Origin of the sequence: Prochlorococcus marinus CUG1417, assembly GCF_017695975.1 — a bacterium.
Taxonomy (GTDB): domain Bacteria; phylum Cyanobacteriota; class Cyanobacteriia; order PCC-6307; family Cyanobiaceae; genus Prochlorococcus_A; species Prochlorococcus_A marinus_AG.
On sequence record NZ_JAAORN010000002.1, the window covers coordinates 202,431 to 218,275 of the forward strand.

Here is a 15,845-nt window from a genome sequence, read left to right on the forward strand (position 1 = left end):
TTAAACAAATGTTATTTGTTAGGTTTAGCCACATGGGGTAAACCCCAGCCTAGTTTATTTCTTAAAACTTGGAAAAATTCATGATCTTCAAGTCTAATAAACTTCACTGAGTGTTTACTTTTTCTTATTAAAACCCTATCTTCAGGCCAAACATAACAACCAGCATTTCCATCCACAACCATTACAAGTCTTTCAGGTGTTGCGGGAAAAACAGTTACTGGCTCTGAATCATTAAAAACTAATGCTCTTGATGCCAATGAATGAGGAGCTATTGGAGTTAATTGCACCACTGGGCAATCAGGTGTAATAACTGGTCCTCCAGCACTTAGAGAATATGCTGTAGATCCAGTTGGAGTAGATAAAATAACTCCATCAGCTGAAATATCGACAGGAGCATGTCGGCCTATAGAAATCTCAAAATGGCACATACTTGTTAGAGGCTCTCGATGAAGAGCCATTTCATTAAGACAGAGAGACTCCCATCTCCTCTGATCATTCCTCATTACACTAATAATAAAGCAAGTTCTTTCTTCAATATCCCAATTTCCAGAAATGATTTTATCTATTGCTTCATCAATATTTGATAAATAAGCTTCTGCAAGAAAACCTAAATGACCAGTATTTATTGTAAGGATTGGTATTTTAGCGGGAGCTGTTTGCCTTGCCGCAGAAAGCACGGTTCCATCTCCGCCAAGAACAATTGCAAATTCCATTGACGAGTCGAACCCCTCGGGAACACAGTTCTTATATCCCAAAGGACGAACATGTTGATCAGGATTAGCAAATCCAACCATTCCACCGGAACTACTAACTCTTACGACTTCATAATTTGATTCTTCCAATTTTTTCTCAACAGAACATGCAGTTTGAACGGCAAGTTCTTTCCCATCATTAATTATTAGTCCTGCTTTACGTGACAATCAAAACACTAAAACTATATCTATCTTAGACTAATTAGCTTGACAATCCTAATTTAAAATTTCAATTCTATTAGAACTGTTCTAAGAATCTAAGATCATTTGTATAAAATTTTCTGATGTCGTCAATTTGGTGTCTTACCATGCAAAATCTTTCAACTCCTAATCCAGCAGCGAAACCGGTCCATTTCTCGGAATCTATTCCTAATCTTTCTAAGACCTTTGGATCTACCATTCCGCATCCCATTACTTCTAACCATTTACCTTTCCATTGAACATCTACTTCTGCCGAAGGTTCAGTAAATGGGAAATAACTAGCTCTAAATCTGACAGGAATATCTCCAAAAAAGGTCTTCAAAAATGTAAGAACAGTTCCTCTTAGATGACTAAAATTAATATCTTGATCTATGCATAAAACCTCAACCTGATTAAATACAGGAGAATGAGTAGCATCTACAGCATCTCTTCTATACACTCTTCCAGGGGCAATAATTCTGACTGGAGGAGGATTTTTCTCTAAGAACCTAATCTGAACAGGAGAAGTATGGGTCCTTAAAAGTCTATTTTCATCTAAATAAAAAGTATCCTGCATATCTCTTGCAGGATGATTTTTGGGTATATTGAGAGATTCAAAATTGTAAAAATCAGTTTCTATTTCAGGACCACTTTCAACTGAGTATCCTAAACCACAAAAAATATCTATTATTTCATCTTGAGTTGAAATTAAAGGATGTTTATTTCCAGGAGGGGTTCCAATTGAAGGGATAGTTACATCAATTTTTTCAGATTTAATCTTTTTGTCTAGGGCTTCAATATTTAGTTGATTTTTTCTATCAGTTATTAATTCTTGCAAATTTATCTTTATTTTATTTGCCTTCTGGCCAATAATTGGTCTATCAGTAGCAGATAATTGACCCATTTTTTTCAAGAGAATCGATAATTCGCCTTTTTTTCCTAACAATGAAACTCTTAATTGATCAAGTTCTTCATGAGTATTAGCATTATTTATATTATTTTTTGCTGTTAGAGAAAGATTATTTAGTTTTTCCTCAATTTGACTTAATGATTCAATCTGACTCACTGATATAGTAAAAATAGGTATCACTTTATCTTACTTAAATATCGTCCATAAATAAAATTTATTGATTAATGAAACCGTTAAATATATTAATTAGCAACGATGATGGTGTTTTTGCAGCGGGAATAAGAGCCTTAGCAAAATCAGCACAAAAAAGAGGGCATTCGGTAAAAGTAGTATGTCCTGACCAAGAAAGATCAGCTACTGGTCACGGACTTACATTACAATCTCCATTAAGAGTGGAGAGAGCGGACGAATTATTTGGGGAAGGCATTAAAGCTTGGGGATGTTCGGGCACACCTGCAGATTGCGTCAAATTAGCACTATCTGAACTCTTGGATAATAAACCTGATTTGGTTCTATCTGGAATAAATCACGGTCCAAATTTAGGAACAGATATTTTTTGTTCAGGCACAGTAGCTGCGGCCATGGAAGGTACTTTAGAAAATGTTCCCTCCATGGCAATAAGTGTGGCTAGTTTTAAATGGAAGAATTTTGAATTTGCTGGAGAAATTGCAATGAATATTGCTGAACAAGCAATTAACGATAGTTGGCCAGCATCACTTCTATTAAATTTGAATATACCCCCTTGCGAGAAAAGCAAAATAAAAGAATTATCTTGGACAAGATTATCGGTAAGAAAATATAAAAATCAATTTTCAAAGAGAGAAGACCCAAGGGGTGATGATTACTATTGGTTAGCAGGTGAGGTAGTTTTAGATCTCAAATCAAAAGGTTATGGTCCTAAGAATTGGCCTAGTGATGTATCTCAAATACAAGATAATAAAATATCTCTTACACCTGTAGAACCAGATTTATTTTGGAGGGGTAATTTAGAAGACTTACCTAAAATTAATAATTCATTTGTAAATCCTTCTTAAAAGCCATAAAGAAAAGCAAAGTCCAAAAAAATGAGCAGCAATAACTTGTGTGTTACTGAGAACTGATAATATTTCAAGTCCAGTAATTGGGATATCAGATGTCGCTGTTATTAATTGTCCAGTCGTCTGAGATGATGCTTGTATAAATAATGCGCCCATAAGAGCTTGATATCCAATTAATCCAAACAAAATCCCTATTAAATCAACTATTAGACCTCTTTTTATTAATTTACTGGTTTGTCCTCTTGAGGGTCTTGCGTTGCTTGCGATTGCTCTTCCTGTTCTAACTATTAGCCAACCTTGCCAAAGACTAATAAGTAGTAAGATCAAAGATATTGTTGTAAGTGATAGCCCAGGCGCCAAGCCAAGCTGTCCTTCGCTATTATTTACTACATTTGAAAAAAGCAAAACAGCTGCAACAACAACACCTAAAATGGATTGAACCCAAAAGCGTATCCATCCAATGCGCCGCATTCCAAATGAAAGGGACTGAAAATCAATTTTGTCAGACATTCATTTGATTCAATAAACTATAATCTATTCAAATTTGCCATCAAAATCATAAAATTGCACGTAATCTTTTGATCTCTTTAATATCGCCATCTGAAATTAAGAACTCTACTTCAATAGCTATCGGAAGTTTTGATGGTTTACATGCTGGTCACAGAAAATTAATAAAAAGTGTAGTTGAAGAAACTCAACATACCCCTACAATCGCAAGCTTCTGGCCACATCCCAGAGAAGTTCTATACAAAGAAATGCGTCTTAGACTTGATCTCCCTTATGAAAAACTTCCTATTCTTGAAGATCTTGGGATTGAACAATTAGTTCTAATACCTTTTGATAAGGAACTATCAAAATTAAGTGCAGAAAGATTTGTAAGAGATATTTTAATAAATCAATTACAAGCAAAAAATATTTCTGTAGGTGCGAATTTTAAATTTGGTTTTAGAAGAAGTGGAGACATTAATACTATTAAAAATACGATTAAAGATACGGACATTAAGCTAAAAATTACTCCAATTTTAGAAGACGAAGAAGGTAGAATTAGCAGCAGCAGAATAAGAGATTTACTAGAGAAAAGTGATCTGAAAAATGCTTTCAAAATGCTTAATAGGCCCTATAGTTTTAATGGAAAGGTTGTTAAAGGTAAAGCAATTGGCAAAAGTATAGGATGGCCTACCGCAAATCTTGAAATAGATGGCAGAAAATTTTTACCTGGAGAAGGAGTCTACGCAGCTTGGGCAACTATAGAAAATTCCAACCAAAAAATTGAATCTATTATGAATCTTGGTTCTCAACCAACAATAAATCCTTTATTGCCATCTGCAGTTGAAGTTCATTTAATTAATAAAGATATCGATTTATACGGTTTAAATCTATCTGTAGAACCAGTTGAAAAGCTTAGATCTCAAATCCAGTTCAAGAGTATAGATCAACTTTCTAATCAAATAAAAAAAGATAGAGATAATGCCCTAAGAATTTTTAAAAAAAACAAAAAATAATTTACCAATGCTGAATTCCAATAAGACAAACTCTGAAGATTTAAGAATTTATCAGATTATTGACGCTAATTTAGATAGGGCTAGAGAAGGATTAAGAGTACTAGAGGATTGGGCCAGATTTGGTTTAGGCAAAGAAAAATACGTTAAAAGGATTAAAAATTTCAGACAAATTTTAGGAAAAAATCATTTAGAAATTTATAAACAATCTAGAAATCATATTGAGGACAAATGCAAAGGATTGACTCATCGAGAGCAAATCAACAGAAAAAGCTCTGATCAAATTATAAGTTCTAATTCAGGCAGAATTCAAGAAGCATTAAGAGTAATAGAAGAATTCTCAAGGCCACATAATCATCAGCTTTCCACAGTCGCTTCGGAAATTAGATATGAAATTTATAATATAGAAATTGACTTATTAAGTTTAAGCAAGTGTAAGAATTCTGAGGAAATATTGATAGAAAATGACTTATATGTAATCACAGATCAAAAGGAAAATTTATTAGAAATCATAGAAGAGCTTTTAATTGCAGGAGTAAGAATTATTCAACATAGATTTAAAACAGGAACTGATAAAGATAATCTTCAAGAAGCAATTAAGATTAAAAATCTATGTAAAAAATATAATTCTTTGTTCATCATTAACGACAGAATTGATATTGCACTTGCTTCTAATGCAGACGGAATTCATCTTGGACAAGATGATTTAGAATTAAAAATCGCAAGAAAATTATTAGGATATTCAAAAATTATTGGTATAACCGCAAATAATCAAATTGATATTTCTAATGCTCTTAAAGATGGTTGTGATTACATAGGAATAGGGCCAGTATTTGAAACAGCAACAAAAAAGGACAAAAAACCTATAGGTATTGAAAAGATCAAAACATTAACAAAAGATTTAGATATTCCTTGGTTTGCTATCGGAGGAATTAATTCGAAAAATATTTCATACTTAAAAAGAAATGGGTTGAAAAAAGTTGCTTTAGTTTCCCAATTAATGAATTCTGAAGATCCTAAAGAAGACGCTATTATTATTCTAAAAGAATTGTCTCATGAAAATTAGGGTAAACGGAGAAGAAAAAAAAATAGAACTTGATCAAGAAGATGCTCTACTATCTAGAGCTCTAAATTTAATGGGATATAAACCAAACACAATTGTCGTGGAGCTAAATAATTTAATTATTAATTCCATAAAATGGGAAAAAGTAAAACTTAAAGATGGGGATAATTTAGAAATAGTTTCAATAGTTGGTGGTGGTTAAACGATAAAATTTTCGAATATTTAAAATCTTCATAATTTTTTAAGTTTAACCCTGAAACATTAACCAAATTTTTCCTAGTTTCGTTTTATATTCATATTACTTCAAGAGAATAATGAAAGAAAAAATTGATAGTAATTCAAGGTCCCTAAAATGGGAGCAAAATGGGGAGTTGGCACATAAAGATCTTTCTGAATTAATTGAAAGACTAAAAAATGTAGAAAATGAACATACATCTTCTGAGCTTTCTAGATTAGGTACTAAATCAAACATAAAAGATTAAATTTGTTACTTAGATCTTGTCTTTATAAAAAAATGTACCAAATTAAAGTTACTGAATATATAAATAAATGCCGAAAAGATTTCCAGAATGGGTAAATACAGAGGTGGTGATAAAAGCAATTAAAATGAGAGAAGAAGGAATGCTTTCAAAACAACTTAATTTATGGATAGAAAATCTGTTAGAAATAGAAAAAAAGTAAATCAATTAGGAAATACTTTTAATAATTCTTAGAGCCGCCATTGCTGCTCCGTAACCATTATCTATATTCATAACTGCAATACCTGGAGAACAACTTGACAACATACTATTTAAAGCAGCAGTTCCATTCTTACTAACGCCGTAGCCGACTGAGACGGGTACTGCAATTATGGGTTGTGGCAACAACCCTCCCACAACTGTTGGCAAGGCTCCTTCCATTCCAGCACAAACTATTAATACATCATATTTATAAATTTCTTCTAACTGACTCATTAATCGATGAAGTCCTGCTACTCCAACATCTATAAAAGATTGAAAATTAACTCCATGAATTTCGAGCGCTAATTGCGCTTCAAGTGTTACTGCCAAATCACTTGAGCCTCCAGAAATTATGGCAACTTTTTTATTTGTATTTATTTTATTCAGATTTTTCCCAATTATTAGACAATTTGCTTCTTCATAGAATCGTGCATCATCATACAAATCTAAAAGATAAATAGCCTTTTCACTATTAATCCTAGTAATGAAAACAACCTCATTTTTACTTAAGACACTTTCAGATAATCTCTTTAATTGGTCGATACTCTTGTCTTCCCCCCAAATAGCCTCAATGATTCCAAGCCTCTCTCTTCTTTGGAAATCAAACTTGATATCAAAATTCATCCTTGCTTATCTAACTCTCCCTCATAAATTAATTTAAAAGGATTTTCTCCTACATTTATAGCCGCCATAACATTATCTTCAAATCTTTGTTGGACTACATTTACTTCTGACATTGGTATACTTTTCCATAATTTTTTACTTTTCCAATTTACCAATATCAAAGCTTCTTCTTTTTCTTTATCCCAAAATAATTGTCTCCCCAAAAAACCATCTTGAGAAGATAACCATGGCTCCCATATTTCTTTTTCAGCATTCAACCATGCTGCTTTTAAATCAGCAGGGACTTTAAGTCTTAATTCCTCAATAACCATTTCACCTTGATAATTATCCATATTAAGAGCTTTCAAATTGGACATATCAGATTGAAAAAATAAAACTACTAAGCATATTAAAACTAAACAAAATCTTTGAAAATTTTTTTCCAAATTTAAATTTAAATTCATTTTTTCACAAGTAATACTACTGAATGGCAACTTATACCCTCTTCTCTACCTTCTGGACCCAGTCCTTCATTCGTAGTTGCTTTAATACCAATTAAATTTTCATCAATATTTAAGATCTCAGAAATGTTTTTTTTCATTAGTTTTATATGTGGCATCATTTTTGGCCTTTCAGCGACAAGAACACTATCAATATTACTTATTTCCCAACCATCATGTCTTACCAAGTCAATTACTTTTGATAACAAAAACAAACTATTAGCATTTTTCCATTTTTCATCAGATGGGGGGAAATACTTTCCTATGTCACCCAATGAAAGTGCACCCAATAATGCATCCATTAATGAGTGACTTAAAACATCTGCATCACTATGACCATCCAAGCCTAAATTTTCAGGATGATGCAATTTCACACCTCCAATAATTAAATCTCTATCCTCTACTAGTCTGTGAATATCATATCCATTACCTATTCTAAATTTCATGAATTGATTATAATCTTTTATTATTCTCTTACTTTGTGGGGATTTTTTGTAGTTTTCATTTGAAATTAAGTCACTTCTTCTCTCCAATGTTCTTTCAATACTTTTTCGTCTTCTCCACGATTTAATCTCTTCATGATTACCGCTTACTAAAACATCTGGCACTTTCATATCTTTAAAAGTCAATGGCCTAGTGTATTGAGGGTATTCTAATAAAGAAGAATTATGACTCTCATCCACTAAGGAGTCTGGATCACCAAGAGTTCCTGGTAACAATCTAGTCAAACCGTTAATTATTGAGATAGCGGGTATTTCTCCCCCAGAAAGTACGTAATCGCCTATCGATATCTCTTCATCAGCTAAACATCTAATCCTCTCATCAAAACCTTCGTATTGACCACAAATAATTATTATTTGATTCAAAGTGGACCATCTCGCAAGATCTTTTTGTTTTAAGACTTTACCCTGTGGGGTCATCAACAAAGTTTTACTTTTAGTTGATTTTGTAATTGATTCATATGCCTTATAAATAGGTTCAGGTTTTAGTACCATACCTGCTCCTCCTCCATAAGGCTTATCATCTACTTGTCTGTAAGAACCTTCACCATGTTCTCTTAAATCATGTAAATTTACATCTATCAAATTCTTATCAAGAGCTCTTGTTATTACCCCTGAATTATTTATTAATTCAAAAGCTTTAGGGAACAATGTAATCACATCAAAATTAAAACTACTCATCTAGAAATCTTCCTCATAACCAAACTCAATTAACCTTGATTCATTTTTTCTCCAATTTGGAATAACTTTCACAAACAACTCCAGATGAACTGGACCATCAATCAATTTTGACATATTTGATCTAGCTGACTGACCAATAATTTTTAACATTGAACCTTTCTTTCCAATAAGAATCCCTTTTTGAGTTGATCTTTCAACAATAATGTTAGCCAAAATAGCTGTAAAACTTTTGCCATTTTTTCTTTTCATTTCCTCTATCTTTTCTATCTTTACTGCAACACTATGAGGCACTTCTTCTCTTGTATTTATTAATACCTGCTCTCTTACTAAATCAGATAATAAATTATCTAATGGTTGGTCGCATATCGTCTCTTCGCCATAAAGTTTTGGTCCTTCTGGAAGTAAATTAAGTACCATATCGACCAGTTCAGAACATCCTTCTCCTTGAGAAGCACTTACAATTTGAAAGTTTCTATTAATTCCAAAAAATCTTCTATATTGATCTAATCGTAAATTCTTAAATTCTTTATTAACCAAATCCCACTTATTTAATGCAACAATAAACTCAGTTTTATTTGCGACTAAAAAGTTTAATATATATTCATCACCTCTACCAGGTTCTTCACTTGAATCAATTACAAAAATAACCATATCAACTCCATTAATTGCAGATTTTGCGTTTTTTACTAATATTTCTCCAAGTCTATGATGAGGTTTATGAACACCTGGTGTATCGACAAAAATTATTTGCCCATTTTCTGTAGTAAGTATCCCTTTTAATTTATTTCTAGTAGTTTGCGCTATTGGAGAAGTAATTGTTATTTTTTCTCCAATCAATTTATTTATTAAAGTAGATTTACCGACATTTGGTCTTCCTAGTAAAGTTACAAACCCAGATCTATAATTAGTCAAAGACTTTTAATGCATCAATAATAAAATTCTGATCAAAAATGAAAAAAAAAACCATAAATTTAAAGGAAGCTTCTTTTACACAAGCAATAAATATATCCGCAAAATGGTGTAAAGAGTGGGGTGAAGACTTAGTCAGCGAAGAGGTTTTAGCAGATAGAATTGCAGAGCTAATTAAAACAAGAAATGGACTCAGAGGTTTTTTTGCGTATGCTTTATCAGATAAAGATTGTTTTTTGTTAGATAAACTTCCTTTTTCATTAATTTACAAACTGAACGAAGGTGGGGATGCTGTAGTAGACATAGTATTAAAAAATTTAATAATGAGTTCCGCTCAAATTATTATTCATCGAAGAGATAATAATAATGAATATGAGATTACCTCAGAAATTATCTCTGATAGATGTAAAACTATTTTGAGAATACTTGAAACCAAATCTGTTACAAAGTCTGTTAATCAAGTCCTAAGAAACTTAGATAATATGGGGAATAGTTTTGATAATTCGGTAAAATATGATTCAGAGCAGAAGGAATTTATAAAAAAACAAATTTATGATATTGCCCAATAAAAAAGCGTAGAAATAAATCTACGCTTTTACTTAGAAAATTACTTAATTCTTAGTCTCTTCTTCCACCACCTTGGAGAGCAATCATTAATCTCAATATAAAAACAAAAAGATTAATATAAGTTAGATACATACCTAAAGCTCCTGCTAGGTATTGATCATCATTATATCTTCTTGGCATTGTGTAGAAATCAACAAAAGACATTGCAACAAATAATACAGTTCCAAAACCTGCAATTATCAATTCAAGTCCTGAACCTCCAAAAACTCCTGGAGCAAAGAAACCTCCAATTAATTGAACAAACATTGCTATAAGCAATCCGATCAGCCCAAGACCAACCACTCCACTTAGTGCTTGACCAACACTATCACTCATTCTTTGGCCAGTGTAAGAGGCAATAACAAAGGTAATACCTGTAGCCAAAGCAGCTGTCCCAACCGAACCAATACCAATGGTTCCTATTGCTAAAGCAACTATTCCACTTAAAGTGAATCCAGTTAACAAACTAAAGCCTGTTAGTAAAGGCAAAGCTTTTGCATTATTTGCATTATTTGCAGCACTTGTGGCGATAAAAAACAAAATCAATTCTGCAATTAGAGCAACTATTGATAGAGGCTGGAAAAGCCTAGGATTTGTTGCTATGAGTGAGACACCTGCTAAAACCCCTAGAGAAGTTAACACCATACCTCCACCAACGTAGGGTAGTGCTTTTTGAACAACATTAGGTCCAACAATTGAACTAGTTTGTGCTTCACGAATAGCTTGATTGAAATTACTACTTGCTGGCATTTTTTTAATAAATATGTCTTTATTCTACTTGATTTTTAAAATTTCAGGGTACGGATCACCAGAGTTATAAATTTATTGATAACCCTCAATAATTTTCTGAACTAAAGGATGACGAACTACATCTTGAATAGTTAAATAACAAAATTTTATACCTTGAGTCTCAGAGAAAATTCTTGATGCTTCGATTAGACCGCTTTCCTGATCTTTTTTTAAATCAATTTGTGTAATATCTCCGTTTACAACCATTTTTGATCTCTCTCCTAATCTGGTCAAAAACATTCTCATTTGAGAGCAAGTAGTATTTTGTGCTTCATCTAGGATAACCATCGAATTGTCTAAGGTTCTGCCTCTCATAAATGCTAAAGGGGCAACTTCAATAATTCCTTTATCAATAAGAGAATTTGTCCTATCAAATCCGAAAATACTATGTAAAGAATCAAATAGGGGTCTTAAATATGGATCTACTTTTTGTTGCAAATCACCAGGTAAAAATCCCAAACTTTCTCCAGCCTCAACAGCTGGTCTGGTTAGGATGATTTTTTCAATTTTTTTCTCGTTCAATAATCTTGCCGCGCAAACAGTTGCCAAAAATGTCTTGCCAGTACCAGCTGGACCAATTGCGAAAGTAAGATCAAAATTTTCAATTGATTCGACATATTCTTTTTGCCTTATAGTCCTTGGTCTTAAATATCTTCCTTCTTTAGAACGCGCAAGGACTTTTTTACCAAGTTCAGCATGTGAAGATGACTCTCCCATATTTAAAGAACTTAAAGCTGCTTTAAGGTCCACTTCTGGAACTTCTAATCCTTGTTCCCAAATAGGTCTTGTCAGCTCAACTAAGGCAGAAGCTCTCTCAAGCTTAGATATGACACCATTCATCTCAAGTTGTAAACCTCTTATAGTCAAAGAAACCCCTGTAAGAGACTCAAACTTTTTTAAAAAAGAATTCCCAGGACCAGACAAAGCTGTAGCAGCATCAGAGTTTGGCAAATCAATAGTGAAGTGACCAGTTTTGGAAACTTCTTTCATTTAGATAATGTATTTGAATAAAAATTAGACAAGCAACTAACTTTCGGCTTCCTCAATAACGCTATCAGCTTTACCACTATCACTCTCTTCGTCATTAGTTTTAGCTTTTGCTAATTTCTCCTTCTCTAACTTAGCCTTACCAATGGCAATTGATGGTCTTTCTATTTTTTCTAATAACCCTCCTTTCTCTAACAATGTTCTAACTGCGTTAGTTGGCTGAGCACCCTGTGTAAGTCTTGATCTTAAAGCTTCTGTGTCGAGCCTAGTTTCTTTAGTTCTTGGGTTATAAAAACCTAATTCTTGTAGAGGTCTACCATCTCTTCTGGAAGTACTATTGCATGCAACAATCCTGAAACTTGCCTCTTTTTTCTTTCCAAAGCGCTTAAGGCGCAATTTAATCATTTTAAATTAATACGTTTTTATTAATAATATCATTCAAAGGTAAAGATTTAGATACTACAAATCAGCAAACCCTTTTTTCTTTTTATTATTTTTTTGTTTTTTCATCGGTTTGTTACCACTCATTCCTCCCATTCCTGGCATTCCTCCCATTCCTGGCATTCCTCCCATTCCTGGCATTCCTCCCATTCCTGGCATTCCTCCCATTCCTGGCATTCCTCCATTCGACATTTGTTTCATAAAACCTCTCATTCTCTGAAAATCAGCTAGTACTTTGTCTACATCTTTTGCTTCATAACCACTACCCTTAGCGATCCTTTGTCTTCTTGAAGGCTGGGCAGCCAGAACCTCAGGTTTTTGTTTCTCCTCAAGAGTCATTGAGGAGATCATGGATTCTATTTTTTTAAGTTGATCTTCTCCATCTTTTATCATCCCTTCATCAATTTTATTCATTCCAGGTATTAGTTTTATTAATCCACCAAGTGATCCCATCCTTTTGATTAATCTCATTTGCTTAACAAAATCATTAAAATCAAAAGTTGCTTCTTGAAGCTTCTTTTGCATAGCTTCTGCATCAGCAAGCTCAACTTCCTTTTGAGCTTTTTCAACAAGTGTTAATACATCTCCCATTCCTAAAATTCTGCTAGCCATTCTCTCAGGATGGAATGGTTGTAGTGCCTCTATTTTTTCGCCTACACCTATAAATTTGATAGGTTTACCACTTATTTTTCTTATTGATAAAGCAGCACCTCCTCTTGAGTCACCATCCAACTTGGTTAGTATTGCCCCAGAGATTCCTACTTTTTCATGAAATGACTTTGTCAAATCAGCAGCTTCTTGTCCAATCATAGAATCAACAACAAGTAAAACTTCATCAGGATCAGAAACTTCTTTTATCCTTACCATTTCACTCATCATTGAATCATCAATTTGCAATCTTCCTGCAGTGTCAATAATGATTGAGTTAAAATTATTATCGCTCGCATAATTCAATGCGTCCTTAGTTATTTCCTCAGGTTTGCTATTTTTTTCTTTAGCCGAAAAAACCTCTAAGTCGTATTGACTACCTAAAGTTTTAAGCTGTTCTACAGCTGCTGGTCTATAAATATCTGCAGCTACCAAAAGAACTTTTTTTTCTTTTTCTTTCAAATAAAGACCTAATTTTCCTGTTGCAGTTGTTTTACCAGCCCCCTGAAGTCCAGCCATTAAAATAACTGTGGGACTATTTTTATTTTCATTTAATGGAGAATTCTCATTCCCCATGATGTTAATCAATTCTTTATTTACAACTTCTATAAATTTCTGTCCTGGGTTTACCCCCCTAACGACTTCTTCCCCAATAGCTTTATTTTTGACATCTGATATGAACTCTTTTACTACAGATAAACTTACATCGGCATCAAGAAGTGCTCTTTTTACCTGATTTAAGGCATCATTGATATTATTTTCACTAATTTTAGCTTCGCCTCTTAAACCTTTTACTGCGTCTTCAAAGCGTGATGAGAGTTCATCAAACATTATAAAAAAGAATTTTTAATTATTATAGATGATCTAGAAGTTTATACTTACACTCCACTTACAAAATCAACCAATTTCCATGATTTATTAGAAAAACCCAAAATATATTTAACTTTAAGCGGATTCAATGATGTTTCATTAATTAATTCTCCAGAATTCTTTATTATTCGCTCCAAATAATTTAATTCAACTAAAACAACAATCCTAGAGGAAGTTTGTGATTTCAAATCTATGTTCTGTATTTGGGAATTAATTTCTTTATAAATTCCTTTATTTATATCATTTTGTCTTTCTTCGATAGTCCTATTAATCAAACCATTTGTAACAACCTTAGAGAGATTAATTTCACTCTTTCCAGCTAAGTAATTGCTTTTATTTGAAAGCCATATATTAATTAAATTTCTAATCTCTCCTAAAGAGGGCGAGGCTGTAATAAGTTCTTTAATTTCAGAAGTATTAATAGAATTAGATTTATTTAGAGTAGAGTTCAATTTGTTTGAAGGATTTTTTTTTATTTCTTGAATAATATTTTTCTCACTAACCTTTTTTTGATTTTTATCAGCAGCAAGAAAAGATTTATTTATAAAAGCATCATCCTGGATTGAATTTTTAAAATTATTCCTTAAAAATCCAATTCCAATACCAAATGAGAATAAGATCAAAAACGCGTATAGATAAATCAAATAAGGTGACTTACCAATAATTTCTTGATCCTTCAAAAATTCTCCAAAACTAAATTTTAATTCTGCAATTTTTTCAATTAAAAACCTATAAAACTCTATTGGTTTATTCTTAATCATTTCATGATTAAGTTTATTTTCTTGAATATCAAACTTCTCATATACTTGTTTAATACCGCCAGGCCAAGGTAATCCCCTTTCATCAACATTCGCATATGAACTATCAATATCTTCAGTACTGTTTATCGAGGATGATTCTTTTATCTGTTGATTTTGAAGATTTGATTTTATTGTAGTCTTGGTGGATTTCTTTTCTAATTTTTCAATAAATTCTTGAATTTCCCTATCTTCAAACCAAGAATCCAAATCCACCTCTTTTGATTCAATATCTCTATAACCAACTAAAACATCGTTCTCTAACCAATTTTTACAGTAAACACATATTGCTTCTAACTTGTTTCCTTGATAATTGTTAAGCCAATCTCGTAAATTTTCATCAGAACTGCTAGAAAATCTTGCAGAAGCTTGATCAATATTTGCCAAAAGCAGATCTAAACAACCCATAAGAGGCATTGAATCTAAACCTGATAAATTTAGTTTCTTTAAAATTCTCCTTGCTTCAAATAATTTTTCGGGCTTTCTTCTCGAGAAGCCAATAGCTGTTAATGATAGAAAGGCTAAAAATCCTGCTTCTAATGATCCTCTTTTTTGTAATTCAAGAAACAAATCTACCTGTTCTTGCACTGTCAAAAAAGGCTTTATTTGTTGAAAAAAAGATTCAAATTCTTGCTGATTTAGATAATCTCCAAATTCAGATTTATTATTACCCTCCAAACCACCTCTTTTAATTATTAAATTTTCCAACATATCTAAGCCTTTTTTATGAGAATCCTGATCATTTAGGTCCCTACTAAGTAGATCTAAGATTCTGTAAGGAAGAAGAGCCGCCAAGTCTTCTTCGAGTTCTTTCCTTCTTTCTCCAAGCTTCCCCATTCTCTGAAGAAGTTGTATCCCCTCAGATAAAAAGTCTGCTGCGTTTGAATAAGATCTAAGTTGTTGTTCTTGAATTGCTGAATCTCTAGCTGTTAAAGAAGCTAATAAAGTTAAATCAGCTTCTCTACTACTTCCTAAAGCTGGAGTTTGTGGGGGTTGCAAAGCTTTTCTTGTGATCTTAAAAGCTTCTTTTGGGGAACCTGATTCCCACAGAAGTATTAATCCTGCTACTTCTCTATTTGAGGGAAACTCTAGTCCTGATGATCCATTTAATAACAAATTTTCGTAATTTCTTCTACTTTCTGGATCTGTAAGTAAATCAGCAGTCAGGCGAAGCAACTCAGATCTTTGGGTTAAAACTTCATAAGTAAAACCTTCATCAGGCGTTTTATCCAACCGTAATTGAAATGCTCTTAGTATTTCCTCAGATGTTGCAGAGGGGCTCACGCCAATTAAACGGAAATGGTCTAAAGGAAGTTCCAAACAAATATCCTATTGAAAATTCTTAGACAAATTT

At 32.7% G+C, this 15,845-nt stretch carries 19 protein-coding genes; 7 read left to right on the top strand and 12 right to left on the bottom strand.

Annotated elements, in window-relative coordinates; all coding sequences use genetic code 11:
- Positions 1-11 precede the first annotated feature (11 nt).
- Positions 12-920 carry an NAD(+) kinase gene (locus HA140_RS07155; protein WP_209040445.1) on the bottom strand — a complete coding sequence of 303 codons (909 nt, stop codon included), beginning with the start codon at positions 918-920 and terminating at the stop codon, positions 12-14.
- Between the two features lie 70 nt (positions 921-990).
- Positions 991-1,998, bottom strand: a complete 1,008-nt coding sequence (pheS, locus tag HA140_RS07160; protein ID WP_209040446.1) for a phenylalanine--tRNA ligase subunit alpha — start codon at positions 1,996-1,998, stop codon at positions 991-993.
- A gap of 68 nt (positions 1,999-2,066) precedes the next feature.
- Between pheS and surE the strand changes: the two genes are divergently transcribed.
- A complete protein-coding gene (surE, locus tag HA140_RS07165; RefSeq protein WP_209040447.1) occupies positions 2,067-2,876 on the top strand; it encodes a 5'/3'-nucleotidase SurE in 810 nt (269 codons plus the stop codon).
- Here the strand turns inward: surE and HA140_RS07170 are convergent.
- Positions 2,856-3,389, bottom strand: coding sequence for a DUF3611 family protein (locus tag HA140_RS07170; protein ID WP_209040448.1), 534 nt, complete (start codon positions 3,387-3,389; stop codon positions 2,856-2,858). The two genes, surE and HA140_RS07170, sit on opposite strands and share 21 nt — an antisense overlap.
- Positions 3,390-3,457: 68 nt before the next feature.
- On the opposite strand from HA140_RS07170, the gene HA140_RS07175 reads away from it, so the two are divergent.
- The 5 genes from HA140_RS07175 (at position 3,458) to HA140_RS09455 (ending at position 6,122) form a co-directional block, all read left to right on the top strand.
- The gene (locus HA140_RS07175; protein ID WP_209040449.1) at positions 3,458-4,381 is read left to right on the top strand and encodes a bifunctional riboflavin kinase/FAD synthetase; all 924 of its coding nucleotides are present in this window, start codon (positions 3,458-3,460) and stop codon (positions 4,379-4,381) included.
- Positions 4,382-4,388: 7 nt separating this feature from the next.
- The gene (locus tag HA140_RS07180; protein WP_209040450.1) at positions 4,389-5,444 is read left to right on the top strand and encodes a thiamine phosphate synthase; all 1,056 of its coding nucleotides are present in this window, start codon (positions 4,389-4,391) and stop codon (positions 5,442-5,444) included.
- Positions 5,434-5,643 (top strand): sulfur carrier protein ThiS, encoded by a 210-nt coding sequence (thiS, locus tag HA140_RS07185; RefSeq protein WP_209040451.1) that lies wholly within the window; start codon positions 5,434-5,436, stop codon positions 5,641-5,643. Before HA140_RS07180 ends, thiS begins: the two co-directional genes overlap by 11 nt.
- A 112-nt stretch (positions 5,644-5,755) precedes the next feature.
- Positions 5,756-5,923 carry a hypothetical protein gene (locus HA140_RS07190; protein WP_209040452.1) on the top strand — a complete coding sequence of 56 codons (168 nt, stop codon included), beginning with the start codon at positions 5,756-5,758 and terminating at the stop codon, positions 5,921-5,923.
- Positions 5,924-5,990: 67 nt separating this feature from the next.
- Positions 5,991-6,122, top strand: a complete 132-nt coding sequence (locus HA140_RS09455; protein WP_011376917.1) for a hypothetical protein — start codon at positions 5,991-5,993, stop codon at positions 6,120-6,122.
- 5 nt (positions 6,123-6,127) lie between these two features.
- Here the strand turns inward: HA140_RS09455 and larB are convergent, their stop codons facing one another.
- Genes larB through era form a run of 4 tightly spaced genes read right to left on the bottom strand, consistent with a single transcriptional unit; the run spans position 6,128 to position 9,356 of the window.
- Positions 6,128-6,784 carry a nickel pincer cofactor biosynthesis protein LarB gene (larB, locus tag HA140_RS07195; RefSeq protein ID WP_209040453.1) on the bottom strand — a complete coding sequence of 219 codons (657 nt, stop codon included), beginning with the start codon at positions 6,782-6,784 and terminating at the stop codon, positions 6,128-6,130.
- Positions 6,781-7,227 (bottom strand): TIGR03792 family protein, encoded by a 447-nt coding sequence (locus HA140_RS07200; protein ID WP_209040454.1) that lies wholly within the window; start codon positions 7,225-7,227, stop codon positions 6,781-6,783. Before HA140_RS07200 ends, larB begins: the two co-directional genes overlap by 4 nt.
- Positions 7,224-8,444, bottom strand: a complete 1,221-nt coding sequence (gene trmD, locus HA140_RS07205) for a tRNA (guanosine(37)-N1)-methyltransferase TrmD (protein WP_209040455.1) — start codon at positions 8,442-8,444, stop codon at positions 7,224-7,226. Before trmD ends, HA140_RS07200 begins: the two co-directional genes overlap by 4 nt.
- Positions 8,445-9,356: a GTPase Era gene (gene era, locus HA140_RS07210; protein ID WP_209040456.1), complete on the bottom strand. Its 912-nt coding sequence runs from the start codon at positions 9,354-9,356 to the stop codon at positions 8,445-8,447. It abuts the gene before it with no gap.
- 38 nt (positions 9,357-9,394) lie between these two features.
- Here era and HA140_RS07215 point away from each other — a divergent pair, with 38 nt between their 5' ends.
- Positions 9,395-9,922, top strand: coding sequence for a hypothetical protein (locus tag HA140_RS07215; RefSeq protein ID WP_209040457.1), 528 nt, complete (start codon positions 9,395-9,397; stop codon positions 9,920-9,922).
- Positions 9,923-9,971: 49 nt separating this feature from the next.
- Here HA140_RS07215 and HA140_RS07220 read toward each other — a convergent pair whose 3' ends face one another.
- The 5 genes from HA140_RS07220 to HA140_RS07240 form a co-directional block, all read right to left on the bottom strand.
- Positions 9,972-10,709: a Bax inhibitor-1/YccA family protein gene (locus HA140_RS07220; protein ID WP_209040458.1), complete on the bottom strand. Its 738-nt coding sequence runs from the start codon at positions 10,707-10,709 to the stop codon at positions 9,972-9,974.
- 72 nt (positions 10,710-10,781) lie between these two features.
- Positions 10,782-11,738, bottom strand: a complete 957-nt coding sequence (locus HA140_RS07225; RefSeq protein WP_209040459.1) for a PhoH family protein — start codon at positions 11,736-11,738, stop codon at positions 10,782-10,784.
- 36 nt (positions 11,739-11,774) lie between these two features.
- On the bottom strand, positions 11,775-12,140 hold the full coding sequence (gene rpsP / locus HA140_RS07230; RefSeq protein ID WP_209040460.1) for a 30S ribosomal protein S16: 366 nt from the start codon (positions 12,138-12,140) through the stop codon (positions 11,775-11,777).
- A gap of 54 nt (positions 12,141-12,194) precedes the next feature.
- Positions 12,195-13,655, bottom strand: coding sequence for a signal recognition particle protein (ffh, locus tag HA140_RS07235; RefSeq protein ID WP_209040461.1), 1,461 nt, complete (start codon positions 13,653-13,655; stop codon positions 12,195-12,197).
- 47 nt (positions 13,656-13,702) lie between these two features.
- On the bottom strand, positions 13,703-15,811 hold the full coding sequence (locus tag HA140_RS07240) for an IMS domain-containing protein (protein WP_209040462.1): 2,109 nt from the start codon (positions 15,809-15,811) through the stop codon (positions 13,703-13,705).
- Positions 15,812-15,845 lie beyond the last annotated feature (34 nt).